Below are 23,822 nucleotides of genomic sequence, written 5' to 3' on the forward strand. Positions count from 1 at the left end.
TGAAGATGTTGGGACGTGTGTATTTTTCGTAGAGTGTGCGTGGTGTGACTTTGAGGAGATGTTGCTAGCTACTTCCGACTCCAATCAAACCCCAACCGCCCACCCCTCCCCAACCGACTCGCTTCGCTCGCCCCCTCGCGCGGGCGACCCTCCGGCGGAGGGTCGCTTTCGGGCGCCACAGCGCTATGGGGCTTTCCGAGGTGCAGATTTCAAACCGAGTATCCACGTCTATTCAAATCGCGTCGTACCGCCCCAATCGCGCACCATCCAGCAGATACGCCTCACCATCGACCAACCCGTCTGGCAAAAACGGTGCGAGAAAGCCCTGTCCTTCGATATTTACCCACGTTCCGCCAGTCAGGTCGTTGAAAGCAGGAAAGACGATTAGTTCGCCATCCACGACCATTTCCTCCCCTATCTGCTCCTCAAACGGCTTTGGATTCAGTCCGCCACGCAACCAAATACGTTCTACGCGACTTCCTCCCACGGAGTCCTCTAGTCGAACACAGGGGTGTTCGTGCCCCACGCAAACCACGTCCGCCGAAAGTACATCCTTCGAGGGCCACGTGTGCCCGTGAACGAATCCGACATCGCCGAGTCGAATCCCATCGCCCGGCGTTACATCGCACTGAATCCACGATTCGATATTCCCGTCGTGGTTTCCCTTCACGAGCGTCACCGGTACGTCGATGGATTCGAGCAGAACCTCTATCTCGCCGCGTTCGGCACCGCCCGGTCCGGCGATGGACTGCATCAAGTCGCCGAGAAAGACGACTCTGTCGGGGTCGGTGCGGTCGACGAGGGAATACATCTGCTCGCGTCGCTCGCCCGCCCGACTGTCGAGGTTGATGCCCTGCTCGTACCGCAGGTGGTCTTCGATTCCGGCGTGGAAGTCCGCCACGACGAGCGCCGTCTCGCCGCCGAGGTCGGCAATCGCGGCGGGTTCGCCCGGAATCGGTTCGACCAGCGCCATCAGATTGGCTTCAGAGTGTCGTCGCCGGATTCGTAGCACCGACCGGCCATCAGCGCGTCCTTCAGCGCGTCTTCGACCTCTGCGGGCGTCACGTCGTATGCGTTTACGACCGCGGCGAGCAGGTGTTCGCGTTCGACGCCGTCACCTTCGTTCAACTCCTTCATGTGCTCCATGACTGTGTTTTCTAGATTTCCGGGCACTTCCTTGCCGGAATCAGTTTCACCCGCCGAATCCGACGCGTCGGATTCGGCCTCCGAGTCTGTCTTTGATTCGGCTTCTGCCTCAGACTCCTCGATTTCGTCCGGCCCTGATTCGGGTTCGGTCGCTTCGGTCTGTGCCGGTTGCCCTGCGCCAGCGTCCGGCCCGGTTGCCTCCGCGGGTTCGGCGGCAGTGTCGATTTCGGAGTCCGGTTCGGACTCCGATTCAGTGTCCGGCGTGGGCGTTTCGATGTCCGCTTCGCCAGGTGACTCGACCTCCGAACCGGTCGAAAACTCGGTACCGAACTCCTCTTCGATTCGTTCGCGTTCGCCCTCTTCGAACTCGTACATCTCGCCGCTCACGTCTTCGCCCATGGGTTGGCTGTCGAAATCGTCGAGTTCGTCGGATTCACTCGATTCGTCGGGGCTGTCCGGACTGTCCGCCGATTCGGACGCGCCCGAATCGAAATCGCCGAGGCCGGAATCCGATTCGGATTCCGACTCGTCCGCACCGAGTTCGTCGTCTGTGTCGAACGATTCGCGTTCCACTTCGTTTTCGACCGCACCCGATTCCGTTTCTAATTCCGTCGTTCCGGAATCGCCCGGTTCGGAACTGGTTGACTTGGAATCGGTCGGTTCGCCACCCAGTTCTGGTTCGCGGGCCTCCGCCGGAGGCGTGGTCGCTTCCGGGCCGGAGTCCGGTTCGGATGCCGGGTCGGCGGTTGATTCCTGTTCGGAAGCCGATTCCGGCGTTGGTTCTCGCTCGGGTTCCGCTTCGGCGATGGTTTCGTCGGAGTCTGACGAAACCGTGACGCTTGCCTGGGGTTCGGATTCCGAACCTGCTTCCGACTCCGGTTCCGAAGCGGACGCAGATTCGCCCGTTTCGAGTTCCAATCCGGAGATGTCGAGTTCCGTATCGAGGTCGATGATGGCCTCACCCGGTTCGTCCGGTTCCGCGTCGAGCGCGCGCACCTCGTCTTTCTCGTCGGCGACGACTCTGGCCGCGTCGAGCGCCACGTCCTGCAATCCCGCGAGGTACGGCGTCGTCGTGTGGTAGTGGTCGAGCGCCAGCGGAACACCTGTTGCGAGTCCGTCATCCACGCCGTTCGCTTCGAGTGTCCGTTGAAGCGTTTCGCCTCGTTCGCCCGAGTCCAACGCCTGCGCGAACGTTCGGACGCGGGCGAGGGTCTGCTCCGCCGTCTGCACCGACCAACGGTCGCGGGTTTCGGCATCCACTGTGTTGATGCTCTCCGGTCGGATAGAGGTGTACACCAAATCGGAATCGTCGGGTTGGAACGTCCGCGCCTTGCCCGTCACGGCGACGAACGTCGGCGGGGACGCGCGTTCGAGGAACGCGAGCGCGTCCGGTTGGTACTGTCCGGCGTAGACGACGAATCCGCCGGTCGGGTCGACGATTCGGGCGCGAAGGACTTCGTCGCCGACCTGTTCGATTTCGGTCAACACGCCGACGACGAACAGGCGGTTGATTCGCGCGCCGGTCGGCGTGACCACGTAGTTCGGTGCGCGCTCTTCGTCGCTGTCGGAGTGTTCGAGCGACGAGTCGTTGTACTCCGCCGCGAAGACGCGCCATGCGACTTCCCGTCGGCCTGCACCGCCTTGGGAACTCATGCGTCCACCTCCGAGAGGAGGGCTTTCGCACGGACTGCCGGGTCGTCGTCGGTTTCGGCGAACTCGCTGGCTTCGAGGTTCGCACCGTAATCGTCAACTGAGAGGTTGCCGCGAACCCGATACTCGTGGCCGACGATTTTCTCGCGGATGGTGTCCGCGACGACTTCTTGATCCATCGCGTCACGGGCCTGCTCGCGGGCCTGTTCGAGGCCGCCGCCGTACACCTCTGCGGTGAGTTCGTCGTCCAAAATCGCGGTGACGGTTCCGGTTCCGTCGTCCACGATTGCCTTGACGCGAAGGTCGTCCTCGCCGTCAACTTGGCCGTGGCTTCGACATTGACCCTTCTGCACCACGCGGCCACATTCAGGACAGCGTTGGATGAGTCCGGAACCATCGCGCACAGCAACGATGTTACCGGTGACTTCCACGTCGAACGCACCGCCGGTTTCGACCGCTTCGCGGACGGATAGTTTCGTCGCGGAGTCGTTTACGTCCACGTCGCGGGAGATCGGTTCGACCGTCGTGAACTCAGAGAAGTTGATGGACGGAACGCCGCGGAACTCGCGGACGTAGATGTTGTCGGCGCGAACCGTCGCACCTTCCGTGAGTTCCGCGCGCGCTTCCCAGTCCGTGAAGGGGAGACGAGCAGTTTCGTCCGCCACGACGCCGCTTTTGATTTCGGTTTCGCCGTCTCGTCCGTCGATGACCTTGTCCTCGACTTCGAGCACCGTCAGTTCGAGCGAGACGCCGCGGTCGCCGGGGCGCACGTCGGCGAGCGACGAGTCGCCGCCGACGTCGTAGGAAACGTCGAGGTCGGTTTCCTCGCGCGCGACGTTCGTGCTTTCGCCGAGGTTGAGTTCGGGATTTCCTTCCCATTCTCGCACGCCAGCGTTGCCCACGGTGATGACCTCACCGGGTGAGAGGTCGAAATCCGTCCACGCGGTGTAGGAAATTTTCCCGCTCTCGTCGGCGAGTTCGCCCTCGAAAATGGCCTGTTCGTTGCCCTGATACCGAATCGAGCGTTTGCCGACGGTGAGCACCTTTGCGGTCACCGTGACGTTGCCCATATCGGTCGTCACGTCGGCGATGTCGGCGGAGGACGGTTCGGAACTCCCCGAACTCTCGTCGCCGTACTTCCGGCGAAGGCTCTGTTTCGCTTCGTCTACTGGTACACTGTACTCGATGAGGTTCTGCAGGTCTGCTTTGACCTCCTCTTTATCGACACCGAGGTCGGAGGCAAGCGCCTCGGCATGTTCGTCCACGTTCATCACCCGAAGTTCGGTCGGGATGGATTAAAAGTGTTCGTCGTCGTTCGTTTCCCGCGACACCCGAATCGGGATTTTCGTTTCGATTTTTAGGTTCAGTTCTCGGAGTTCGAAGACACCCCAGACGAGCAGTGCGAGCGCCGCAATAGCCACTGCGACCAGTTCTCCCAGTCCGGCCCACATCGGCAGGACGAACCACATGCCGCTCACGGTCTTTTTCGAGAAGAGCGCGTGGGCCAATCGCTCGTAGATGCCGCGGTCAGAGACGGACTCGGTTGCCGTTCGAAGTTCGGCTTGCGTCGCACTCGGCCCGCCCGCGCTTTCGTCCCCGGTTCCCAATCGCTCAACGTCGTAGGGCGAGTAAAACGGCAGTTCCCAGATAATCTGGCCCTGCCGATTCACTTCCACCACGCGGTTCGCGTTGGTGTCCGCGACGAGCGTGTGGCCGTTCGGCAGACGGTCAGCATCGCGCGTCCAGACAGTGTCCGAATCGTTCCACTCCCACGACTGCACCCACTCGCCGTTCTCGCGCTGGAACTCCACCACGCGGTCGTTCACCGAATCGGCGACGATGACCGCCGGGCCGCCGCGCGATTCGGGGATGTAGTCCGGATTGTGCTGTTCGTTGAGGATGTCGTAGTTGTCCTCCTCGCCGAGCGTCCACGACTCCATCAGGCCGCTCTCGTTCAGGAAGACGACTTGGTCTTGGTTTCGGAGGCTGGCCATGTAGCGCCCGTCAGACAATCGTTCCACGTCGTTCAAGTGCGCCCAATCGACCGGGTACGGCCCGCCCTCGGTTATCGGGAAGTCGTCCTGCGCGTCCCAGCGCCACGACGTGATGTTCGTGGTCGTGTTGACGACGTACACTTGGTCTTGGTGGATGTCGCCGATGAGGACGTTCTCGTCGTCGATTCTATCCACGTCGTGCCAGTTGGCGCCCCTGTCCTGCGGAATGACCCGCGAGAAAACATGCGTCTTCTCGCCCGTCGTGAGATTTACTCGTTCCACGAACGAGACGGTGCATTTCGCATCGCAGGCCTCCGCCTGCGGGCCGGACAGCGGCTTTTCCGCGGTGTACTCCACGGTCATCGACTCGTTCGGAACTGGGTCGACGTCGAAGTATCCGGTGTAGCTGTCGTCGTGATACAACACGCTTCCGTTTCGCGCAAAGGCGACGAGGGCGGACTCGTCGCCGTCCATTCCGTGTCCTGCGACCACAGTGATGTCCGACGTTTGCGGCGAATCAGACGTTAGCGGCGCGACCCGCTCGCGTTGGTCTAACGGGACGTTCGACTGGTCGTGATACTCGCCGACCGAATCTCGAACCGGGGAGGTGGCGTAGGCGTAGCCCACCGTCGCCGTGGAGAGGAGAATGAGCGCGGCGAAAAACGCTCGATACACTTTCGGGGAAACCATCGTTCGATTCGTTCGGGGGGAAGCGCATAAAGTTCCTGATAGCATCGAAAGTCGTTTTCGCGTCGGACGCCAATTCGGGAGCATGCACGTGGTCGTCAACGCCGCGATGAGCGCCGACGGAAAACTCTCCTCCCGGCGACGCGAACAGGTCAAAATCAGCGGCCCGGACGACTTCGACCGGATGGACGACCTGCGGGTCGAAAGCGACGCAATCGTCGTCGGCGTCGGAACCGTCCTCGCGGACGACCCCTCGCTGACTGCTGACGGCGGCGCGAATCCGCTCCGCGTCGTCGCGGATTCGCGCGCCCGGACGCCGACGGATGCCCGAGTGCTGGACGGCCGCGCGGACACGCTGATTTTCGTTTCCGGGCGAGCATCGGACGAGAAGATTCGAAATCTTCGGAATGCAGGGGCGGACGTGGTTGTCGCGGGCGACGGCCGCGTCTCACTCCCTGGCGCCCTCTCCGAACTCGAAGAGCGAGAAATCCAACAGGTGATGGTCGAGGGTGGCGGCGAACTCATCTTTTCCCTGTTCGCCGACGGACTGGTGGACGAACTGCGACTGTACGTCGGGTCGCTGATACTCGGCGGACGCGAGGCACCCACGCTCGCGGATGGGGACGGATTCGCCATCCGCGAGCGATTCCCGAAGCTCGAACTGCACTCCGTCGAGCGAATCGACGACGGCGTTTTGCTCCGCTACTCGGTGTCGTAGCGCGAAAAAATGAGAACGTCGGTCAGTGCGGTCAGTAGTCCGTTTCGACCGGCGTGTCGTTGCCGCCGCGAACGCGATATGCGATTGCCAGTACCGAAGCGAGGACGAGAACTGTAAGTATTCGTTTCATGGGTTTGTCCGGTAAATCCCGGTGCGAAACCTTACTCGCTGGCAATATATAAATCCTCTATTCGTCTGTCACTATCGCATCCTCAGACCCAGCCTTCACGAACGAGCAATTCGCCGTTCAGGAGGCTCGCCCCGGCGGCCCCGCGAATCGTATTGTGCGCGAGACAGTTGTACTGCAGCCCACCCGACGTTTCTTGGAGGCCGCCAACTGCGATTTGCATGCCGCCGCCGAGCGTTCGGTCGAGTCGCGGTTGCGGGCGGTCGGGATTCTCGAACACTTCGATGAGCGGGTCGGGCGCGCTCGGAAGGTCGAGCGTCGGTGCGTCCGCGAACGCATCGCGTGCGTCGTCCGTGTCGATGTCTTCCGCCGTCTCAGCCCAGACGTTCTCCAAGTGGCCGTCGAGCGTCGGGACACGGTTGCAGGACGCCGAAACGTCCACGTCGTGCTGCTCGATTTCGCTCCCGTCGAACGACCCGAGAAGTTTCCGCGATTCGGTTTCCATCTTCGACTCCTCGCCGCCGATGTGCGGAATGACGTTGTCGATGATTTCCATCGAGGTGACGCCGTCGTAGCCCGCGCCGGAGACGGCTTGCAGGGTCGAAACGTGAACCGTTTCCAATCCGAATCGGTCGAGTGCCGCGAGAGTTGGCACCATCGTGATGGTCGAGCAGTTCGGGTTTTTCACCAGTGCGCCGTCCCAGCCCCGTTCGTCCTGCTGGACTTCGAGGAGGTCTAAATGCTCGCCGTTGACCTCCGGAATGACCAGCGGAACGTCGTCCGCCATTCGGGAGTTCGAGGAATTAGAGGAGACGACGTAACCCGCCTCGGTGAACTGCGGTTCGACAACTTCCGCGACGCCCGACGGAAGTGAGGAGAACAGCAAATCTACGTCGTCCGGAACTGCTTCCGGTTCGGTCGCACGTACTTCGATGTCGCCGACCCAGTTCGGAATCGGGGAATCGACGCGCCACTTCGCGGCCTCGCGGTAGGATTTGCCCGCGCTCTCGTCGCTCGCCGTAATCGCTACCAGTTCGAAATCTGGGTGGCCGTCCAAGAGTTGAATGAATCGCTGTCCGACCGCTCCGGTGCCGCCGAGGATTCCAACGTTGACACTCATTGTGGAGTGGGTTGCAAGAGGATTCGCAAGTAGCTTTCGACGGCGTCGGTGCTTGCCGCGGAACGAATTATTCTTTCTTCCGGGTGACGTAGCCAGCGATTCGGTTCCGGACGCCCTTCGAGTCGATGTTGGTCAGTTTTTCGACGCTGTCTTTGTTCTGGTCGAAATCCTTCGTGAATGCGGTCGGGTATCGCTCCAACAGGATGGTGCCCGTCTTCTTGACGTAGTCGGGTTTGATTGCCATGCCGAACTGTTGCCGACAGCGGGTCTTAAAAGCATTCGTTCGCGCTCGCCAGACGTGAATCGCTGCCGGGAGCGCAGTTCGGCCTATCGACGGATTCGAAAGCCGTCTTCACCTTCCGGCTCGCCGCACTCGACTTCCACGTTGTCCACGTTCGCGGCGGGGCTTCCTGTATGGCACCACTTTACCATCTCGTTGACCACGGATTCCGGCCCCTCGAAGACGGCCTCCACGCGCCCGTCGGAGAGGTTCTGCACCCAGCCATCGACACCCTTCTCCTGTGCCGTATCGCGGGTATTCGCTCGGTAGTAGACGCCCTGTACTTTGCCCGAAACGAAAACGTGTGCGCGAGCTCGGTCGGTCATGAGTCTGTTTCGTGGTTCTTCCTCGCGCGACAAAATTTGTGGGGCCGGTTTTCGGAAAATCAGTCAGTCTCCATCACTGCGTTCGTAGGTCAAATGTTTGACTGCAGTTCGAACCTCGTTTTTCGATAAGTCGAGTTCGTGATAGACGAAGGTTCGAAGGGCGAGCATCGCGCCGAACGCCGACCCAAGAACGAGCGCGAGGAAACCGAGCACGAACGCGAACAGTTCTGTTGCCATACTGTCCCTCCAAACGTCAGCGAAAAATACGTTTCGACCGGCTTTGCGAAGCTAACGCGTTAGCTTCGCAGGTAGTGGAACACGTACGTCTGTGCGTACCCTGCGTATTCTCCCCCGAACTGCTCCCGAATCGCCCGCGAGGTTTTCGCGTAGGTGCCTCGCTCGCAGTGCGGATACTGCTCTTCGATGGCGCGCTGAATCCACGTATCGAGCGGAACCGCCTCTAAATAGTCCAGCGAAAAGAGCAGAACGCAGTCGGCCACCTTGTCGCCGACGCCGACGAACACCTGTACCGCATCGCGGGCGTCCTCGTACTCCTTGCCTCGGACGTCGCTAGCAGAAGCCTGTCCGGAGGCGACGAGTTCCGCAGTTTTTCTGACGTATGGTGCGCGATAGCCCAGATTTAACTTGCGCAAGTCGTCCTCCGTTGCCCTCGCCAACTGTTCCGGCGTCGGGAACTGATGATAGGTTTTCCCGTCGAACTGGATTTCGTCGCCGAACTCGCGGGCGAGCGCGGTCTGCATCCCGTAAATCCGACTCACGCGCATCTGCGCCGAACAGATGAAGGAGACGAGACAAGGGAAAAACGGGTCACGAACGATTCGCATTCCGCGGTACTTCTCGTACGCCGATTCGAGAAGCGGGTCGTCTGGGGTCGCATCCACGATGGCGTCCAAATCGTCGTCGAGGCGGAGCAGGTCGAACAGCAGTGGTTCGGCGTCGGTCGTCGCCTCCCACTCGATTGTCCCGTCCTGCTGGCGAGCACGGACGACTTCGCCATCCACGACGGTGTAGTACCACGCCGACCCGCCGTAGGCGTGCGTCGTCTCGTACATATTGCCGTCTTCGCGCCGCCAGAGGTAGCTCTGGCCGCTCTCGACGGTCGATTGTAGGTCGAACCCACCCGGCAGGGACGCGACGGGTATCGAACCGGTTTCCATTGGCGAGGCATTAGAGTGGGGAAGAGCAAGTCTTTCGATTCGCGGCGGTCGGTTCCGGGGTTCGATTCTGTCGCCTCACCACGTTTCGGCGAGGACGCGCCGCCAGTTCTCGCGGGCCACGTTTTCGACCTCCTCGTCGCTGAACCCGCGCTCCAGAAGTCGAGCTAAAATCTTTGGAAGACCGGTAACGTCGCCCATTTCGTCCGGAATCCGCGCGCCGTCGAAATCCGACCCGAACACGACGTGTTCTGCACCGACGAACTCCGCGACGTACTCGAAATGGTCGATGACGGTTTCCATCGAAATTTCTGCGTCCGGGTCGGGACTGTCCGCCAAACCGGGTTCGTGGAACGAGATTCCCACGACGCCGCCGGAGTCGGCGACTGCGGCGAGTTGCTCGTCGGTGAGATTGCGCGAATGGGAACTGAGTTCGTGAACACCCGAGTGGGAAACGACGAGTGGCGCGTCGGTCAGTTCCGCAACGTCCCAGAATCCCTGCTCGGTCATGTGCGCGCAATCGACCACGATTCCGCGGTCTTCGCAGGCGCGAACGAGGTCGCGCCCCGCGTCCGTGAGTCCGGAACCGGTGTCCGGACTGCCGGGATAGCGAGACTGAACGCCTTCGCCGAAGGCGTTCGGGCGGCTCCACATCGGCCCGATGGAGCGAACGCCTGCTTCGTAGAGAAAATCCAGATTGGAGAGGTCGGGCGCAACTCCCGCAGCTCCTTCGAGGTGCGGAATCGCGCCAAGTGCCCCCGATTCGAGACAGGTTTCGAGGTCGGAGAGCGAACGAATTATGCGGAAATCATCTACGTCGTGGGCGAGTCGGGCCAGCAGTTCGAGGGTTCGGTACGTGACCCCTCGCGCATCGTCGTGGGAAACGGCGTCCGGAAGGGGATGTTCATAGCCCTCTTCCGTCGAAACCGGGTCGTGTTCTTCGTTGCTCAGGACGAACACGGCGAAAAATCCCGCGGCGAGTCCCGCTTTGTTGGCGGATGGAAAGTCGATGTGCGTGTCCTCGGTTCCGCTCTCGAACGCCGATATGGAAGAGTCAGTTTCGAGTAGTCGGAGAAGCGTGTCGTTGTGGCCGTCGATAATCGGCGCGGTCATTGCCGAAACTGTGTCCGAACGCGACATAAGTGGTAGTGTGTTATATCAATCTTTCTCAATAGGGCGAAAATTCATACTACTGGCTGTGTAACTGTCTTTGGGATCATGAATTGCAGAGTTGTCGTCGAAGCCGCGATCCCGGTGTACGACGTTTCGACGCCGGACGAGGCGGTGCGAATCGCCATCTCGAAAACTGGCGAGCTGTTGAATCCGGATTTGAACTACGTCGAAATAAACATGGGTGAGCGAACCTCGCCATCCGGGGAGGAACTCCCACCAGCCTTCATCGCCGCGGACGAGGCGCTCGTCGCGTTGGAACTTGAGATGACGGTCTTCAACGTCGAGCGCGAAGAACACGCCTCGCGAATCGCCCGCAAGGAAATCGGTCAACGACTGGAGAACATTCCGCTGACCGTCCTCGACGTCAAAGTCCTCGAAGACGAAGACGACGAGGACGAAGCGGAGGCCGAAACCACCGATTCGGACGAGGAGGACGAAAGCGACGACGAAACCGATGAGGACGATGTCCTGCCGGAGTTCGAAGACCTCATCGAATAGGTACGTCGGTTCGCACAGATACACCGGGTTGAAGTCGCATTCAGAGTGCCCGCGTCACCCGAGAGATTTGTAGGTCGCTATCCCGTTTTCAGACGTGACGTGTCTCTAACCAGTACGCAACAACTGTTCAAACTCGGTTGCAAAAGACGGGAACATTCACCACTCCAGTCACGTTCTCCATCGTAGAGGTCACAAACGATAACCCGGAGGACGACAAACTGCCGAGCATGACGGATTACACGACGGTTTCCATTCCGAAAGACCTCGCCGACCGCGTCGAGATGACCATCGAAGGAACGAGTTTTTCGAGCACGAGCGACCTCGTTCGATTCCTCTTGCGCAGCATCGTCATCCAGCACCAACAACACGGAAAGCTAACAGAGTCTGAGTTCACGGAAATCACCGACCAGCTGCGCGAATTGGGCTATTTGGAGTAGATTACAGCAGTTCCGCGGGTGGTTCGGCATCGACGACGACCAACTCCTGTTTTCGACCGGCCCTGTCGAACGCGGCTATCGTATCGGTCGTCCACGGCGGCACCGCGACCAGCATGATTTCGTGTAAGTCGTCCGTCCGAGCAACTTCGAGGCGACCCTGCGGATGCGAGGTAAACCGGCCTTGCGTCTGTCTGGCAGGAATAGAGAGGTCCATTCCGAAAACGGCAGTCACCGACCCACCCGTATCTGGCGGATAGAAATGTGTAAAAACGGGTATCTTCGGAGGAAGTTCGTCTCTACCGCGCAATTCGCTCGCGGACGTTACCGACAACGGGACGGTTACTGTCTCCGGTTCAGCATTCGATGCCAGTTCGAGGAGCGCGTCTCTCAATCCGCGGGTAACGAACACCACGCTCCCCCTTTGTGTCGGGATGAAATAACGCCATCGCTAGAGATTACCTCACAGACGGAGTATATGTAATGGGTTCTAAGAATAGAAACAATAAAACAATACCGACAGATACGGTATATATTTCCCAATTCAAAATAGAAAATTTAATATATTTGTATATAGAATGATATTGTATGGCAGAACACGATATCACCACGTACCTCGAAGCAAATCCACGAATGATTGGCGTGCTGTTCACTATCATGGTTCTACTCTCACAGGCCGGAAGCGTGGCGGGCGCTTACGCGGTCGGAACCAGCGGACCGTGAATTTTACAGTTCAGCAACATCAATCTCTTCGCTCCACACCAACTGTCCATCGACGCTGATTGGAACGTTTTCCAAGGATAGATGACTTTCAAGTTCGTCCGCCGAGAGCGTCACCGGCGGGAGCGACCCGGACGTCAAAAACATTCTATCTGAGGTTTGGGGTTTGACTATCCCACCGAGTCCGTCCGCACCGCCGATGTACGTCCTTCGTTTTAGTTCGAACAGTTCTCCTTTTCTCTTTATTTCGAACAGAAGTGCGACTGCACTCTCGGTCTGCACCATATCCACGCTTCCGTCACCAACGACCGTATACTGCCCGCCGATGATGCTCCGGTCACGAGCGATGTCCAACGCCGCCCACAGTGGGAAACCGCGATTCAGCAGTCGAACCATCGATTTACCGACGCGAACTGCGCCGCTGTTTATTACGTCGTTCAGCGTGACGACGCCACCGACTGCTCCCGCGTCGATGAGCGCCATTCCCTGTTCGTACGACTGACAGGCGTTGAGGAGGAACGCTTCGACACCGACCGAGTCAAGCGTTCTCACATCGAGCATTCCATCGGCACATTTGAACCCCTTCTCGTCAATGTGGCCAATGTAGTGGAAGAACTGCGTTTCGGATTCGAGAATCGAACGAAGATCGGAAACGGTACGGTCGTTGTAAACCGTCACGTCGAACGGCAACTCGTCGCGAGACCCGTACACCGAATCCGCGAGGTTTCGCTCTTCGTGCATATGCTCGTCGTTACAGACGACGGTGATGTCGATTTTCCCTGTGGGTGTCCGCTCCAAACGGTTGCGAAATGCCGTCGTCGTCGCTTTGCTAGCACCGACCGGAGCGTCCTCACCAACCCACATCTGCTCCAGCGAATCCGTCGTTTCCGGTTCGACCAGCGAACGGGGGCTCAACGGCAACTCGGCCGTGCTTCGCGTGGAATCCGTGCCTCGAACGAACTCCTCGACTGCCGGAACTTGTATCGCGGATGCAGACACTTCCCTCGCCTCTGGCGTTCGTATCACTGCGAGGTCGTCCACGAGGAAGGGCACCATCTCGATGTTCTCGGCGGTTGGTGCGACGTGGGTGGTCAACTGCCAATCCGGAAGGTGTTCTTCGATACATTCGTAAGGTATCGAGAGATACGCTTCTAACTGCTCCGCCAGTGACGTGTCGTAGAGGCGTTCGAAGTCGAAACTGACCACCGATTCGACCTGTTGGCGCTCGTGTAACTCGATGGGATACAGCCCTTCCGTGCGAGTCACGCAGTCGAAGAAAAACGTCTGTTTCAGGACGCGCTCTACTTCTTTTTCGAATCCGCGCCTCATTTGAAGCGGATGTTCGAATCCGTCCGCGATGATTCGCGGAACGTTCCCCGGAACCAACCTTGCGCCGAGATAGTAGACTAACGGCGCAACCGGGAAGATGTACTCGTACTCAGGTGGCACTTCGATTTGAATGCCGGTTCCTGCCGGGCGCAAATCGTCCGGCACGTGGAGTTCGTCGCCGAGTTCGACCGTCGGTGGATGCCCTCGCAAGGTTGGAAACGAGCGTTCCGGACTCGTCGTTTTCAGCGCCGACCCGAACGCCGAAATCGCGGCCATCATATCGACCGGGTCTGCCGTCGTCGTCACGGTTCCCGCCGGATTACGATGGGGCGACCGGCCACCGACGAACACCTCAGTTTCCGACCCGAACTCCAAGACGACGTGGTCGAACGATGCGGTAACTCGTAGTTCCGCCTCGGCAATAACGTACAGTTTGATAGGGGTACAGAGTTCGACGCTGTACACTCCCTCCGGAAGTTCCTCGTAGTCGATTCCCTCCACGCTGGACAGCATTTCCCCGTCTTCGTCGCGGACGTACACGGCCGAAGGTGTCGGAAGCGTTAGACGAGTGGTCGAGACGACGACCGCGTCATCGACCGGAAAACAGCACGAACGAGTGTCGGTGGAAACCGGTCGGACGACATCCGGCGTTCGAAGCGTACACGTCCGACGCTCTATCGGGTCGCGTATCACGATTCCCGTGTCGTCCTCACAGGAATCGAATGAGATAGTCACCGGGTCTCCTCCATATTTCGAGAGGTCTGACTCCGGCATTCAGCAAACATATGTGAGGAATATCAAGCAAATAGTAAAAAGCTATCGGCAATTAGGAATACTCAGATAGCTATATCGGTGCAAATCGACGAACGGTCGAAGCCAACAGCGATGGATAGCGACGGCGGGAACCGTCGAGGGCATCGGCGAGCGTCACCGCGGCGCTGTCGAACACACCTGCGCCGTGGCCGACGAGGATTCGTTCGGGAGTTAATCCCCGCAGTTCGTCCGGCGGAAACAGCCGAATCATCGGATGAACGCCGAGACGTTCGCGGTCGGTTCGGAAGTAATCGACAGTGCCGACCGTCTCCGGAACGATGAGGGTGCCAGTGGTTTCGTCGTACAGTGCCGCCTCCTGCCACGCGGGATTGGCGAACAGTTTCAGGACGCGGAATCCCGTATCGGCCAGCGACGTTTCGAATCGTCGAACCGGAATCCCGGTGACGCTCCGCCGAATCCACGTCGGGAGATAGAGCGGTACGTCGTGCCGCCGGGCGATTTCCTCCGCATCGCGCATGTGCCTGTCGAGGAGGACGACGACGCCCGCAACCTCGCCGTATTCGGCGAGCAGGTCGTCGAGTTCGGGCGCATCGACTGGGTCGATAACCCATACGTCGCCATCGACCGAGATGGCGTGACTCGCTCGCTGCATCTCCTCGTTGGGATGTGCAAGCCACCCGACGCCACCGTCCCATCTGTCGATTTCTCGAAGTCCGTTTGAGGACTGGGTTTCTTTGAGCGGCATACACCAAAATTGTCCTGCATGCGGCATAAATCGACGGGGCGATAGGTTTGGGTGTCTGGTCGGTGAAATCAACAGTGCGGCAAGGCAGTCGCTCGTAGTCGCGAGCGACCGCCGACAATCCCGGACGGCCGCCACAACCGATTGCTACTGGTGCGACGTTTTAAGCGCCATCGCTGTGTATTCCGGTGTATGCTCTCGGGTCTTCGCTGGCTTGCGCTGGAAGTGAAATATCTCGACCGTGCGCGGGAGTTCTACGAAACGTCGCTCGACCTTTCGGTTCGGGAGGCGACCGAACGCGAAGTCGTCTTCGACGCCGGGGAACACGCGCTCGTCCTCCGCAGACCGGACGGCGTTCCTCGCGGCGGCGTGCATACCCACTACGCGTTCTCGACGCCGAAACCTCTGTACGACGACTGGTACGACCGACTCTCCCGGGATTTCGACCTCGTAGAACACGATTTCGGATCGGCACGCTCGCTGTACTTTTACGACCCGGACGGGAACTGCGTCGAAATCGGGAGCACGGACGAGGATGGCGACCCGATAACCGGTATCTTCGAAATCGTTCTCGAAGTCGAAGACCTTCCAGAAGCAGAACAGTTCTACGCCGGCCTCGGATTCGAAACGTACAATCGCGGAACCGACCGAAAACGAGTTCGAATGGGCGGCCCCTTCGACCTCGAACTGTGGGAACCGCATCTGGGCATCGCGGACGCGAGGGGCGGCGTCCACGTCGATGTTGGATTCGAAGTAGACGACCCAATGGCAGTAACGACTGAAATCGAAGACCGTTGCTGCAGGGTCGAAACGGTCGAATCCGGTGTTCGAATCCGTGACCCCGATGGTCACTATCTGACGTTCGTCTCCAGCGATTCCGCGTAGGAATCGGCCGATTCGGCGTCCTCCCACACGTACTCGAACAGTTCCGTCCCCCAGCGACGCGCGCGTTCCGATTCCGCGACAAATTCCGTTCGCGCGTCATACGACCCGTCCAGCAGCGGCAGGGAAAACAGGAGGCAGTCGTCCGTCACCGTCAGCGCGAACGCTGTGTCTGCAACGCGAGTTCGGAGATTCCCTTCGTCGTTTTCGTCAACGTTTGCATCCGCGAGCAGATCCGCGAAAACGTTCCTCCCCAACACGAGTCGAGGATTGTCACAGTCGTCGAGAAACGCCGTCGAGTATCGTTCGTTGAAAACTGGGCTGATGACTGACGCCGCGGTCGCCGATTCGAGCCGTCTTTCGACCTCTCGTATCGCCCGTGAGGGCTGTGTGTCGGTCGCACGGACGATTTCGCCGTCGGCGAGGTCGGCGAGACAAGAGCGAAACGGACGGGGAAGGACGGAAACATCGTGCTTCTGCCAGTACTCGACATCTGAATGGAGGATTCGCTCGGTTTCCCGTTGCCGGTCGATAAGGTCGGCGACGACCGACCCGGTTCCGGTCACCGCCCAGCGTTTTCGTTTCGGAACGTAAATCAAACCCCGATTTTCCAACTCGGTCAGGGCGTTGTACACTGCTGACTCGCTTGCGAGATTTCGATTCAGCAGTGATTGGGTCGAATCACTGCCGTCGGCGATGGCTAGTAGAACGTCAGTACGCGCTCCTGAACGGAGCACGTACTCGATGAAGGGCTGTGGTTTTTCCATACCAGCACGGATGGATTGTATCGTCTGATTCTTTTCAGTATCGTTTCTCGCCAGTTTTCAATCACATTCCAAACTATTCGGACAGTTCCCCGACCTACGTAATTTTCTAGACAGTAAAATAGAATTTTTATATACAACGATGCTGCTCACAATAGTTGGGCCACTCTGTGGCCCCGCTGACGCCGTTCGGGTGCAGTTGACTCGCCGTGGCATTTTGGACGCTGTACCCGCCCTCCAACGCGTTTTTCAGAGTTCGCTCGTATCAATCTCGACGTCCGGCGGCGAGATGATGAGGAAGTTTCTGAAATGCACCAGATTCCCGCCACATTGTTTCACTGCCGGTGCGAGGTCTGCTGCGAGTTCGTTTAAATCCCCGTCGATTGCGAGAACCAGTACGTTCCCGTGTTCGATGGCCGCCGTTCGCTCCGCGACGGGAGTGGTTCCGTCGAGGACGCCCAACATGACTCGTTCTCCCTCGGCGAAATCGATCTCCTTCTCGGCCGTTCTCAGGTCGAGGTCGAAACCCGAATTGCTCATGCAAGCCACCTCTCACCCCCCCGAGAAAAATCCTTGCCTTATTTGTCGTATTCGCGTTTGAATCCGCGGAACTCCGTCCTGTGGGCCTCCTCGTCGGCGAGAATGGTTACGCCGAGGTCTTCGGTTACCGGGTCATCTACATCCTCCGCAGCTGATATGATCGAGCGATACGTCTCGATGGCGTCCTCTTCGGCCTCCAGCACTCCTTCGATAACCGACAGCACGTCCGTGCTGTCTTCGGGCGGTTGGAGGCTTTCCTGTCGCGCCTCGAAGTCGTAGGATGCGGGTGGCCGTTCGTCCAACTGTTTGAGTCGCTGGCCGATCATCTCCGCGTGGCCGAGTTCCTCCTGAATGTCCGCTTCGAGGCTCTCTTTGACCTCCTCGGCGCTAACCCCATCGAGAACGATGGAGTTGGTCAGATAGTTCATCACGGTTTCGATTTCGTCGCTGTACGCTTTCCGCAGAAGTTCGGTAACGTCATGGCTCGTCATGCTCTGTGATACGACGGCGAACTACCTTACCGTTGTGGCAAACACGCGGGACAATCAGTTCGTTTGGTTTCGTGCGGCAAACGTTGCGCCCCTCGTAAGTATTATAGTGTCCGAGTCACAGAGTAACACAGTACGATGAGACAGGTAGACACTGACTCGCATACGGCCCCTGCGAGCGGTGGTGCTGTCGGCGCACGTCTTATTGTAGGGGTCTGACACCCCTACCCACTCACATTCCCGACCTGCTGAAACACACATCAACCGACAGCCGATAGCGTATCACTCAAAACGACATCACCGACCACAGAACATCTATGACAGACAACCGACGACCGACGACCGAGAACCGGCGAACAACGAGCGACGACCGAGACGAAGACCAGCAGACGATGGCGGACGTTGACCATACGCCGCCGCACGAAGCGCCCGGCGCGAACCGCGTGTTCGAGCGCGGTAACGAAGGCCGACGCTAGCGAGCGTCGAAACAGGAAAAGGAGTCCACTGCGTTTTTGTTTTTCACCCGTCCCCACACCCCTCCGGAGTCAGCGGAGCGGTTCTCGGCCACCGATAAGTTTGGTCGTGTCCACGTGTTCCGCCCGCGCCCCGCCTTTTTTGACCTCCGTGGCGGTCATGCATTCGAGGCACCCGAACACGTCGTTCTCGTTGTTCCCGAACACGCGTGCGAAATCTCGGGTCACGAACGAACCACAGCTTCGGCACCGATTTTCGCCGACGGAGTCATTTCGACTGGTAAGCCTGCTATCTGTCGTTGTCATAGTGAACCTCAGCGATACGTGTAACACGAGTGTGGGTACTTTGTTATCCGGTCACTGCCGGGCCGAAAGCAACCCCTTCCGTTCGGAAAGACAGCTCTTCGAAAGTAGTAACGAGTGGTTACTCGGCCGAATGCTCGAAATCCGGGGCTGAATCGCGAACCGAAACGAAGCTCAACTGCTCTTCCGGCCAATCCTTTAATGCCTTCGCGGGCGTCGTGTTAACCGATGCCCAAGATAGAACTCGACGAGGAAACCGTCTCGCGCCTCGACAACCTTCGCGTAGAAGACGAATCCTACGACGAACTCGTCACCGAACTCATCAACATCTACGAAGCCGAAGAGTTGACGCTGTTCCACGGCGGCGACTATTCGAGCGACTGAAAGACAAAACAAGCTAAAATCCGGCTACTCGGCGCTTTCAGTACGGTGAGCGGGGGATGCGGCTAAAACGGTTTCTCCTGCTCGGACGCGCTCACCCTTTGCTACGCCGACGTCTTTCAGGTCGAACGATTCGGGAAGGAGTACGTCCGCGCGACTGCCGAACGCGATGTGGCCGAGTCGTTGTCCCCGTTCCAGCGTCTCGCCGCCCTCGACGTAGGGGTGAATCCGGCGTGCGAACGCCCCCGCGATGAGCGTCAAATCGTACTCCGGAAATCGGATGTGAACCTTCTCGTTGTTGTCCGACTCCTTGCTGAACGCAGGGCGATGTTTTCCGGGTTCGTGTTCGACCGACTCGACCTGCCCGGACAGCGGCGCGCGATTGACGTGAACGTCGGTGACGTTCATGAACACGCCGACGCGGACGCGGTTTCCTTCTTCCCGAATCACGGAGACGCGACCATCCGCTGGCGAGAGAACGCCGTACTTCGGCGATCCACGTTCCGGGTCGCGGAAGAACAGTAGCGTCGCGCCGCCGAAACCGAGCGCGAGCAGAGTGGCAATCGGTGAGAGCAATCCGACCGGCCCGGCGAGCAAAAACGCCGGGAGCGCGTACCGCCACGCGCCGGGTGCGAGCTGCATCACTCCTGTACCGCCGTTCTGACGCGGTTCCACTTGTCGTTCGATTCGAGGTGACTCTGGAGTTCGTCGGCGTACTCCTGTGCCAACCCTTCCGCGGCGGCAAGGCGTTCCTCGTCGATTCCGTCGCCACCGCCGCCACCCATTCCGAGGGCGTCTTTGACCGAACTGAAAATTCCCTTGCTCTCTTTTTTCTGCAACTTGCCCCCCATCGCGTTCATCTGCGATTGGATGTTCTCCATCTCGGGCATCACCTGTCGAACCTTGCTCGTGTCGGCGACGAGTTTGGCTTGCTCGTCGTCACCGGGATTTTCGATGTCGAACTCGACGGCGGTCATAATCAGGCCCCACTCTTGCCGGGAAAAGCGCGAGTCCGTGACTCGCTGGGAAAAGTCCCTATCCACGGCCATTCTGTCCCCCACAATCATATCCGTCCACTGTTGTCTGGCCATGGCAGAGAGTGATGGGGCGCGAGACTTGTCGTTTTCGTCTGCGATGGCGGGTTTACTTTTGTGGTTTCCGTGGCAATGGTGCTGAAGCCGGAGGTTCGACTGCTGTGGCTGCAAATCGCGTCTACGATGGACGCCATCGCTCGTCACTCGCTCCTTACAGTCGCTCACTCCTCGCTCGCCCGTTCCCGCCAGGACAGCAGAGGCCGGGCGCGCCAGCGCGCCCAGCCAATCCAAATTTGGTCAGCCGTTTTCGTGGAAAATCGTCCTGCCGACATTGGATGAAAGGCTACCCACCGACTTCGAAAAATTGTCAAAGACCGTCAGCGCCGACGATACAGCCCCATGGACGTGCTGGTAGGTGGTGCCTACGGTGGTAGCACCCAGTCGTAATCACCGATTTCCGAGGAAAATACTGCCGGAATCAACTGCCCATATCTGTATTTTCTGATACTATTCGTAGGGATAGCGCGCCTGCGTGCCGCAGTCGCAGGTAATGACTACGTGGCCACCCTGCAATCTGACACGGGCGTTCTTTCCGGGGCGGAGGTAAGAATCACAGGAGTCGCAGGTAAATCGCTTGAACTGGTGGGGGAGCGAAAGACGATTTCGCTCGGCGATTCGTTTGGCAAGCCTGACGTACTCCCGTGCTCTGTCGTCGTTACAATCGGCGGCGGCATCGCTCGCAAGCCCTGCGAGTCGCTCTATTCTCTCTTGAGCTACAGTCATTCGGAATGGGGGGGTGGGGGGGTTTCCGGGGCGAGACAGGACAAGGATAGAAGGTTCCTGTATTGCCCCATTGGCCTCATGTTCCCATAACAAGAAATACTTTGTGGTCGTTTAACGACCCCTTTCCGAAAGCGGTAATGGTCGGCTATTCCATCACTTCGCCAGTGCGCGCACTCAACTACCTCGAACTGGAATCCCAACTCGATCGGAGCGGTATCGGAACCGCCACGAAGCACCAGCGAAAGGCTCTCGCGGGAACTGACGTGGATGTCGTCACCTCTCCGTGGCGAGGCGGGACGCCGGTTCACGGACTCGCTTCCCGGGCAGTAGGACGCGATTTCTTCGCAGATTTCGACGTGGCCCACTGCAACGTCATTGGGCCGGGTTCGGTCGCAGTCGCGCGCCACGCGAAGCGCGAAGGGATTCCGCTCGTGCTTCACGCGCACGTCACCAGCGAGGACTTCGCGGAGAGTTTCCGCGGTTCGACACTCGCCGCGCGCCCCCTTCGTCGCTATCTGAAGTGGTTTTACTCGCAGGCCGATGTGGTGCTCTGTCCGAGTCAATACACGAAATCGGTTCTCGAAGCGTACCCCATCGACGCGCCAATTCGACCGATTTCTAACGGCGTGGACGCGGAGTCGCTTTCGGGGTTCGAATCCCTGCGCGAGGAGTACCGTGACCGATACGACCTGTCCGGGATGGTCGCGTTCACGATGGGCAACGTCTTCGAGCGAAAAGGCCTGACGACGTTCTGCCGACTCGCACAGAGAACCGACTTCGACTTCGCGTGGTTCGGTCCCTACGACACCGGCCCACAGGCCAGTTCGACGGTGAAAAAGTGGGTGCAGAATCCGCCGGAGAACGTCACGTTCTCGGGGTGGATAGACGACAAACGCGGAGCGTTCGCGGCGGGCGACGTACTCTGTTTTCCGGCGAAAGACGAAAATCAGGGTATCGCCGTCCTCGAAGCGATGGCCTGCGGCAAAGCCGTCGTCCTCCGCGACATCCCGGTGTTTCGGGAGTTCTACACCCACGGCGAGGACTGTCTCATGTGCGAGACGGAAGCGGAGTTCCAACGCGCGCTGGAACTCCTCGACCGGAATCCCGAACTGCGCGAACGACTGGGCGAAAACGCACGAAAAACTGCACAGGAACACACTTTGGAACGACTCGGTGACAGACTTACACGAACGTACCGCGAACTCGCGTAAAGTCACAAGCCCTTAACACCCTGTCTACGAATGGCGAGTCAATGAGCCGATGGGTCGCCGCGTTCACGGATACGTATCTGCCGACGATAAACGGCGTCACCTACACGATTCGGTCGTGGCGCGACTGCTGGGAGAGAAACGGCGGCCGGATGGACGTGGCGTATCCACGCTCCGACGAGTACGTTCCCGAGAAAGGTGAACACCCAATCGGCAGTCTACCGTTTCCGTTCTACGATGGCTATCGACTCGGAACCCCACGGATTCCGAAGGCCGTCACCGACGCCGAAATCGTCCACGCACACACCCCGTTCGCCATCGGACTCGGCGGCCTTCGACTCGCATGGAAGCAGGACACGCCGTTCGTCACTTCGTATCACACACCGACAGGCGAATACGCGGACTACCTCGTTTCCAACGAATCCGCGGCCGAATACGTCGAACGGGCGTCGGTCGCCTACGAACGCTGGTTTTTCGGACGCTCCGACGCGGTTCTCACGCCGAGCGAAGCGACCCGCGAGCACGTCGTGGAAACGGTCGGTGTAGACGCTCCGGTTCACGTTGTCCCGAACGGAATCGACATCGAGCGGTTTCATCCCGTCGAAACCGCCGACTTCGTGGACAAATACGACCTCGATGGTGACCGACCGCTCGTCGGTTACACCGGCAGACACGGCTACGAAAAGCGACTCTCGGAACTCATTGCCGCCGCCGAGGAAACGGATTTCACCGTCGTCTTCGGTGGCGACGGCCCTGCACGGAAATCGCTCGAAAAACAGGCAAGCGAATCCGACATCGACGTTCGATTCCTCGGCTTTTTAGAGCGGGACGAGATGCCAGCCTTCTACTCCGCACTGGACGTGTTCGCCTTCCCGAGTCCGGTCGAAACCCAAGGCCTCGTTGCCCTCGAAGCGAACGCCTGCGGGACGCCCGTGGTCGGGGCGAACGCTGGTGCACTGGCGAACACCATCGTTGAGGGAGAGACAGGCTATCACTTCGAAAGCGGTGACACTGACGGATTTCAGGATGCAATCCGACGCACGCTGTCGGAGTACGACCGCCTCAGGGAATCCTGTCTCGCCCGGCGTTCGGAAATCAGCGTCGAGCGAGCGGTGGACAAACTCGAACGAGTGTACGAAAATCTGTTCTAAAGTTCCATCCGTTCGACGATGTTGTCGCTCCCCTCGCGGACGTTCAGGGCGACGATTCGGATGTCGTCCTCCAAGCCGGATTTGTGGAGTTTCGCCTTGAGAAGGTTGTCAACTTGATAGACGCCCGCGGCGTTCATCATCTCTATTTCCACGAGAACCGGGATTGTATCGCCCCCTCTCAGACTGACTTTCTTGATGGCCTGACTGGACACCGTGTTGATGCCGCGGCCACCTTTTTCGTACGGAATGCGCGACCGACCGTGCTCCATGTCGAGAGCGTCCGCGACGCGAATGACGCCTGCCTCGGTCGTGAGTGGGTCTTCTTCCGTGTGGTGGCAGAGAATCGCATGCAGAATCTCACCCTTCATTCGAACTGTATCCGCCGTATCGTAGAAGTTCGGAAGGACACGGTCGAGAATGTCCGCAGCCAGCGGAATCGAATAGTACGTGTGGTCGTCCCGGTGGACGACGTGACCGATGTCGTGGAGCGTCGCGGCGAAGGCGACGATGACGCTTTCGTCTTCTTCGTCCAGTCCTTCGTCCGCGGCACCGTTGAACTCGACGCCGCCGCGCTTCAGCAGGTCGTAGAGGAGGAGCGCGCGATTGAGGACGATTTCGATGTGTTTCGACCCGTGGTCGTTGTATCCTTTTCGCGCCACGGCGTTGACGTTCTGGGCGTCCAGATACGTCTGAATCTCGACATCGTTGTCGATGAACTCCAGTACTTCGTTCAGCTTCTCGTCCGGAAAGGCGTGGTCGGCGTCGGGGTCGTAGGAACGTCGTCCGTTTTCGGTCGGTTCCATTTCGGGGTCGTCCATAGCCGTATCTCTTCGTCCGGCACAAAAAAGTTCTCGGGCGGTCTACTCACCGTCGAAAAGGGTTAGACAGCTAACCAGAAGTGGGCTCGATGTGAACCTGAGTA

31 protein-coding genes are annotated in these 23,822 nt (G+C 59.2%); 10 read left to right on the forward strand and 21 right to left on the reverse strand.

Annotated features, from left to right (window positions below; translation table 11 throughout):
• Positions 1 to 232: 232 nt before the first annotated feature.
• Genes BW974_RS07195 through BW974_RS07210 form a run of 4 tightly spaced genes read right to left on the reverse strand, consistent with a single transcriptional unit; the run spans position 233 to position 5,480 of the window.
• Entirely contained in the window at positions 233 to 973 is a 741-nt protein-coding gene (locus tag BW974_RS07195; protein WP_076429300.1) for a metallophosphoesterase, read from the reverse strand.
• Complete coding sequence (locus BW974_RS07200; protein ID WP_076429302.1) at positions 973 to 2,799, reverse strand: hypothetical protein; 1,827 nt, start codon at positions 2,797 to 2,799, stop codon at positions 973 to 975. The genes BW974_RS07195 and BW974_RS07200 overlap by 1 nt, the downstream gene beginning before the upstream one ends.
• The gene (locus BW974_RS07205; RefSeq protein ID WP_076429304.1) at positions 2,796 to 4,067 is read right to left on the reverse strand and encodes a Single-stranded DNA binding protein; all 1,272 of its coding nucleotides are present in this window, start codon (positions 4,065 to 4,067) and stop codon (positions 2,796 to 2,798) included. Before BW974_RS07205 ends, BW974_RS07200 begins: the two co-directional genes overlap by 4 nt.
• A gap of 24 nt (positions 4,068 to 4,091) precedes the next feature.
• Complete coding sequence (locus BW974_RS07210) at positions 4,092 to 5,480, reverse strand: arylsulfotransferase family protein (RefSeq protein WP_084186207.1); 1,389 nt, start codon at positions 5,478 to 5,480, stop codon at positions 4,092 to 4,094.
• 82 nt (positions 5,481 to 5,562) lie between these two features.
• Here BW974_RS07210 and BW974_RS07215 point away from each other — a divergent pair, with 82 nt between their 5' ends.
• A complete protein-coding gene (locus BW974_RS07215; protein WP_076429306.1) occupies positions 5,563 to 6,195 on the forward strand; it encodes a 2,5-diamino-6-(ribosylamino)-4(3H)-pyrimidinone 5'-phosphate reductase in 633 nt (210 codons plus the stop codon).
• Between the two features lie 212 nt (positions 6,196 to 6,407).
• Here BW974_RS07215 and asd read toward each other — a convergent pair whose 3' ends face one another.
• The 6 genes from asd to BW974_RS07240 all read right to left on the reverse strand — a co-directional run bounded on the left by asd (position 6,408) and on the right by BW974_RS07240 (position 10,336).
• A complete protein-coding gene (gene asd, locus BW974_RS07220; RefSeq protein ID WP_076429308.1) occupies positions 6,408 to 7,442 on the reverse strand; it encodes an aspartate-semialdehyde dehydrogenase in 1,035 nt (344 codons plus the stop codon).
• 67 nt (positions 7,443 to 7,509) lie between these two features.
• Positions 7,510 to 7,686: a 30S ribosomal protein S17e gene (locus BW974_RS07225; protein WP_049970478.1), complete on the reverse strand. Its 177-nt coding sequence runs from the start codon at positions 7,684 to 7,686 to the stop codon at positions 7,510 to 7,512.
• 83 nt (positions 7,687 to 7,769) lie between these two features.
• On the reverse strand, positions 7,770 to 8,048 hold the full coding sequence (locus BW974_RS07230; RefSeq protein ID WP_076430280.1) for an acylphosphatase: 279 nt from the start codon (positions 8,046 to 8,048) through the stop codon (positions 7,770 to 7,772).
• A 63-nt stretch (positions 8,049 to 8,111) separates the two neighbouring features.
• Positions 8,112 to 8,285 (reverse strand): hypothetical protein, encoded by a 174-nt coding sequence (locus BW974_RS25470; RefSeq protein WP_175609637.1) that lies wholly within the window; start codon positions 8,283 to 8,285, stop codon positions 8,112 to 8,114.
• Between the two features lie 59 nt (positions 8,286 to 8,344).
• Positions 8,345 to 9,226: a DNA-3-methyladenine glycosylase family protein gene (locus tag BW974_RS07235; protein ID WP_076429310.1), complete on the reverse strand. Its 882-nt coding sequence runs from the start codon at positions 9,224 to 9,226 to the stop codon at positions 8,345 to 8,347.
• A 75-nt stretch (positions 9,227 to 9,301) separates the two neighbouring features.
• Positions 9,302 to 10,336, reverse strand: a complete 1,035-nt coding sequence (locus BW974_RS07240; RefSeq protein WP_076430281.1) for a dipeptidase — start codon at positions 10,334 to 10,336, stop codon at positions 9,302 to 9,304.
• A 105-nt stretch (positions 10,337 to 10,441) separates the two neighbouring features.
• Between BW974_RS07240 and BW974_RS07245 the strand changes: the two genes are divergently transcribed.
• Together BW974_RS07245 and BW974_RS07250 are read left to right on the forward strand one after the other, a co-directional pair.
• Entirely contained in the window at positions 10,442 to 10,894 is a 453-nt protein-coding gene (locus BW974_RS07245) for a DUF555 domain-containing protein (protein WP_076429312.1), read from the forward strand.
• 227 nt (positions 10,895 to 11,121) lie between these two features.
• Positions 11,122 to 11,331, forward strand: coding sequence for a ribbon-helix-helix domain-containing protein (locus BW974_RS07250; protein WP_076430282.1), 210 nt, complete (start codon positions 11,122 to 11,124; stop codon positions 11,329 to 11,331).
• Between the two features lies 1 nt (position 11,332).
• On the opposite strand, the gene BW974_RS07255 is transcribed toward BW974_RS07250, so the two are convergent.
• Positions 11,333 to 11,743, reverse strand: a complete 411-nt coding sequence (locus tag BW974_RS07255) for a JAB/MPN domain protein-containing protein (RefSeq protein WP_076429314.1) — start codon at positions 11,741 to 11,743, stop codon at positions 11,333 to 11,335.
• A gap of 173 nt (positions 11,744 to 11,916) precedes the next feature.
• Between BW974_RS07255 and BW974_RS26945 the strand changes: the two genes are divergently transcribed.
• Entirely contained in the window at positions 11,917 to 12,051 is a 135-nt protein-coding gene (locus BW974_RS26945) for a DUF7503 family protein (protein WP_281247664.1), read from the forward strand.
• A 3-nt stretch (positions 12,052 to 12,054) separates the two neighbouring features.
• Here BW974_RS26945 and BW974_RS07260 read toward each other — a convergent pair whose 3' ends face one another.
• Both BW974_RS07260 and BW974_RS07265 read right to left on the reverse strand, forming a co-directional pair.
• Positions 12,055 to 14,112, reverse strand: a complete 2,058-nt coding sequence (locus tag BW974_RS07260; protein ID WP_076430283.1) for a hypothetical protein — start codon at positions 14,110 to 14,112, stop codon at positions 12,055 to 12,057.
• 109 nt (positions 14,113 to 14,221) lie between these two features.
• A complete protein-coding gene (locus BW974_RS07265; protein WP_076429316.1) occupies positions 14,222 to 14,896 on the reverse strand; it encodes a hypothetical protein in 675 nt (224 codons plus the stop codon).
• Between the two features lie 189 nt (positions 14,897 to 15,085).
• Here BW974_RS07265 and BW974_RS07270 point away from each other — a divergent pair, with 189 nt between their 5' ends.
• The gene (locus BW974_RS07270) at positions 15,086 to 15,778 is read left to right on the forward strand and encodes a VOC family protein (RefSeq protein WP_076429318.1); all 693 of its coding nucleotides are present in this window, start codon (positions 15,086 to 15,088) and stop codon (positions 15,776 to 15,778) included.
• Here BW974_RS07270 and BW974_RS07275 read toward each other — a convergent pair.
• From BW974_RS07275 to BW974_RS07285, 3 genes are all read right to left on the reverse strand, one after another.
• On the reverse strand, positions 15,745 to 16,542 hold the full coding sequence (locus BW974_RS07275) for a helix-turn-helix transcriptional regulator (RefSeq protein WP_076429320.1): 798 nt from the start codon (positions 16,540 to 16,542) through the stop codon (positions 15,745 to 15,747). The two genes, BW974_RS07270 and BW974_RS07275, sit on opposite strands and share 34 nt — an antisense overlap.
• A gap of 246 nt (positions 16,543 to 16,788) precedes the next feature.
• Complete coding sequence (locus tag BW974_RS07280; RefSeq protein ID WP_076429322.1) at positions 16,789 to 17,079, reverse strand: DUF5779 family protein; 291 nt, start codon at positions 17,077 to 17,079, stop codon at positions 16,789 to 16,791.
• A gap of 38 nt (positions 17,080 to 17,117) precedes the next feature.
• Positions 17,118 to 17,570 carry a ferritin-like domain-containing protein gene (locus BW974_RS07285; RefSeq protein WP_076429324.1) on the reverse strand — a complete coding sequence of 151 codons (453 nt, stop codon included), beginning with the start codon at positions 17,568 to 17,570 and terminating at the stop codon, positions 17,118 to 17,120.
• A gap of 314 nt (positions 17,571 to 17,884) precedes the next feature.
• On the opposite strand from BW974_RS07285, the gene BW974_RS25475 reads away from it, so the two are divergent.
• Entirely contained in the window at positions 17,885 to 18,043 is a 159-nt protein-coding gene (locus BW974_RS25475; protein ID WP_175609638.1) for a DUF7989 family protein, read from the forward strand.
• A 69-nt stretch (positions 18,044 to 18,112) separates the two neighbouring features.
• On the opposite strand, the gene BW974_RS07290 is transcribed toward BW974_RS25475, so the two are convergent.
• A complete protein-coding gene (locus BW974_RS07290) occupies positions 18,113 to 18,346 on the reverse strand; it encodes a DUF7563 family protein (protein ID WP_076429326.1) in 234 nt (77 codons plus the stop codon).
• A gap of 225 nt (positions 18,347 to 18,571) precedes the next feature.
• Here BW974_RS07290 and BW974_RS25480 point away from each other — a divergent pair, with 225 nt between their 5' ends.
• On the forward strand, positions 18,572 to 18,727 hold the full coding sequence (locus BW974_RS25480; protein WP_162833857.1) for a DUF7557 family protein: 156 nt from the start codon (positions 18,572 to 18,574) through the stop codon (positions 18,725 to 18,727).
• Positions 18,728 to 18,751: 24 nt separating this feature from the next.
• Here BW974_RS25480 and BW974_RS07295 read toward each other — a convergent pair whose 3' ends face one another.
• Together BW974_RS07295 and BW974_RS07300 are read right to left on the reverse strand one after the other, a co-directional pair.
• Positions 18,752 to 19,366, reverse strand: a complete 615-nt coding sequence (locus BW974_RS07295; RefSeq protein WP_076429328.1) for a protein sorting system archaetidylserine decarboxylase — start codon at positions 19,364 to 19,366, stop codon at positions 18,752 to 18,754.
• Complete coding sequence (locus BW974_RS07300; protein WP_076429330.1) at positions 19,366 to 19,815, reverse strand: DUF5799 family protein; 450 nt, start codon at positions 19,813 to 19,815, stop codon at positions 19,366 to 19,368. Before BW974_RS07300 ends, BW974_RS07295 begins: the two co-directional genes overlap by 1 nt.
• Before the next feature lie 60 nt (positions 19,816 to 19,875).
• Here BW974_RS07300 and BW974_RS07305 point away from each other — a divergent pair, with 60 nt between their 5' ends.
• The gene (locus tag BW974_RS07305; protein WP_139328829.1) at positions 19,876 to 20,097 is read left to right on the forward strand and encodes a hypothetical protein; all 222 of its coding nucleotides are present in this window, start codon (positions 19,876 to 19,878) and stop codon (positions 20,095 to 20,097) included.
• 168 nt (positions 20,098 to 20,265) lie between these two features.
• Here the strand turns inward: BW974_RS07305 and BW974_RS07310 are convergent, their stop codons facing one another.
• Positions 20,266 to 20,541, reverse strand: coding sequence for a ribonuclease P protein component 4 (locus tag BW974_RS07310; RefSeq protein ID WP_076429338.1), 276 nt, complete (start codon positions 20,539 to 20,541; stop codon positions 20,266 to 20,268).
• Between the two features lie 164 nt (positions 20,542 to 20,705).
• Between BW974_RS07310 and BW974_RS07315 the strand changes: the two genes are divergently transcribed.
• Both BW974_RS07315 and BW974_RS07320 read left to right on the forward strand, forming a co-directional pair.
• Complete coding sequence (locus tag BW974_RS07315; RefSeq protein ID WP_076430284.1) at positions 20,706 to 21,752, forward strand: glycosyltransferase family 4 protein; 1,047 nt, start codon at positions 20,706 to 20,708, stop codon at positions 21,750 to 21,752.
• A 41-nt stretch (positions 21,753 to 21,793) separates the two neighbouring features.
• On the forward strand, positions 21,794 to 22,900 hold the full coding sequence (locus BW974_RS07320; protein WP_076429340.1) for a glycosyltransferase: 1,107 nt from the start codon (positions 21,794 to 21,796) through the stop codon (positions 22,898 to 22,900).
• Here the strand turns inward: BW974_RS07320 and BW974_RS07325 are convergent.
• On the reverse strand, positions 22,897 to 23,718 hold the full coding sequence (locus BW974_RS07325; RefSeq protein ID WP_076429342.1) for an HD domain-containing protein: 822 nt from the start codon (positions 23,716 to 23,718) through the stop codon (positions 22,897 to 22,899). The genes BW974_RS07320 and BW974_RS07325 overlap by 4 nt on opposite strands.
• Positions 23,719 to 23,822 lie beyond the last annotated feature (104 nt).

It is taken from the genome of Haladaptatus litoreus (assembly GCF_900156425.1).
Taxonomy (GTDB): domain Archaea; phylum Halobacteriota; class Halobacteria; order Halobacteriales; family Haladaptataceae; genus Haladaptatus; species Haladaptatus litoreus.

Excerpts from the sequence above, each read along its gene's own strand:
- BW974_RS07195 (WP_076429300.1), bottom strand. The coding sequence starts at position 973 with ATGGCGCTGGTCGAACCGATTCCGGGCGAACCCGCCGCGATTGCCGAC.
- BW974_RS07200 (WP_076429302.1), bottom strand. The coding sequence starts at position 2,799 with ATGAGTTCCCAAGGCGGTGCAGGCCGACGGGAAGTCGCATGGCGCGTC.
- BW974_RS07205 (WP_076429304.1), bottom strand. The coding sequence starts at position 4,067 with ATGAACGTGGACGAACATGCCGAGGCGCTTGCCTCCGACCTCGGTGTC.
- BW974_RS07210 (WP_084186207.1), bottom strand. The coding sequence starts at position 5,480 with ATGGTTTCCCCGAAAGTGTATCGAGCGTTTTTCGCCGCGCTCATTCTC.
- BW974_RS07215 (WP_076429306.1), top strand. The coding sequence starts at position 5,563 with ATGCACGTGGTCGTCAACGCCGCGATGAGCGCCGACGGAAAACTCTCC.
- asd (WP_076429308.1), bottom strand. The coding sequence starts at position 7,442 with ATGAGTGTCAACGTTGGAATCCTCGGCGGCACCGGAGCGGTCGGACAG.
- BW974_RS07225 (WP_049970478.1), bottom strand. The coding sequence starts at position 7,686 with ATGGCAATCAAACCCGACTACGTCAAGAAGACGGGCACCATCCTGTTG.
- BW974_RS07230 (WP_076430280.1), bottom strand. The coding sequence starts at position 8,048 with ATGACCGACCGAGCTCGCGCACACGTTTTCGTTTCGGGCAAAGTACAG.
- BW974_RS25470 (WP_175609637.1), bottom strand. The coding sequence starts at position 8,285 with ATGGCAACAGAACTGTTCGCGTTCGTGCTCGGTTTCCTCGCGCTCGTT.
- BW974_RS07235 (WP_076429310.1), bottom strand. The coding sequence starts at position 9,226 with ATGGAAACCGGTTCGATACCCGTCGCGTCCCTGCCGGGTGGGTTCGAC.
- BW974_RS07240 (WP_076430281.1), bottom strand. The coding sequence starts at position 10,336 with ATGACCGCGCCGATTATCGACGGCCACAACGACACGCTTCTCCGACTA.
- BW974_RS07245 (WP_076429312.1), top strand. The coding sequence starts at position 10,442 with ATGAATTGCAGAGTTGTCGTCGAAGCCGCGATCCCGGTGTACGACGTT.
- BW974_RS07250 (WP_076430282.1), top strand. The coding sequence starts at position 11,122 with ATGACGGATTACACGACGGTTTCCATTCCGAAAGACCTCGCCGACCGC.
- BW974_RS26945 (WP_281247664.1), top strand. The coding sequence starts at position 11,917 with ATGGCAGAACACGATATCACCACGTACCTCGAAGCAAATCCACGAATG.
- BW974_RS07265 (WP_076429316.1), bottom strand. The coding sequence starts at position 14,896 with ATGCCGCTCAAAGAAACCCAGTCCTCAAACGGACTTCGAGAAATCGAC.
- BW974_RS07270 (WP_076429318.1), top strand. The coding sequence starts at position 15,086 with ATGCTCTCGGGTCTTCGCTGGCTTGCGCTGGAAGTGAAATATCTCGAC.
- BW974_RS07275 (WP_076429320.1), bottom strand. The coding sequence starts at position 16,542 with ATGGAAAAACCACAGCCCTTCATCGAGTACGTGCTCCGTTCAGGAGCG.
- BW974_RS07280 (WP_076429322.1), bottom strand. The coding sequence starts at position 17,079 with ATGAGCAATTCGGGTTTCGACCTCGACCTGAGAACGGCCGAGAAGGAG.
- BW974_RS07285 (WP_076429324.1), bottom strand. The coding sequence starts at position 17,570 with ATGACGAGCCATGACGTTACCGAACTTCTGCGGAAAGCGTACAGCGAC.
- BW974_RS25475 (WP_175609638.1), top strand. The coding sequence starts at position 17,885 with ATGACAGACAACCGACGACCGACGACCGAGAACCGGCGAACAACGAGC.
- BW974_RS07290 (WP_076429326.1), bottom strand. The coding sequence starts at position 18,346 with ATGACAACGACAGATAGCAGGCTTACCAGTCGAAATGACTCCGTCGGC.
- BW974_RS25480 (WP_162833857.1), top strand. The coding sequence starts at position 18,572 with ATGCCCAAGATAGAACTCGACGAGGAAACCGTCTCGCGCCTCGACAAC.
- BW974_RS07295 (WP_076429328.1), bottom strand. The coding sequence starts at position 19,366 with ATGCAGCTCGCACCCGGCGCGTGGCGGTACGCGCTCCCGGCGTTTTTG.
- BW974_RS07300 (WP_076429330.1), bottom strand. The coding sequence starts at position 19,815 with ATGGCCAGACAACAGTGGACGGATATGATTGTGGGGGACAGAATGGCC.
- BW974_RS07310 (WP_076429338.1), bottom strand. The coding sequence starts at position 20,541 with ATGACTGTAGCTCAAGAGAGAATAGAGCGACTCGCAGGGCTTGCGAGC.
- BW974_RS07320 (WP_076429340.1), top strand. The coding sequence starts at position 21,794 with ATGAGCCGATGGGTCGCCGCGTTCACGGATACGTATCTGCCGACGATA.
- BW974_RS07325 (WP_076429342.1), bottom strand. The coding sequence starts at position 23,718 with ATGGACGACCCCGAAATGGAACCGACCGAAAACGGACGACGTTCCTAC.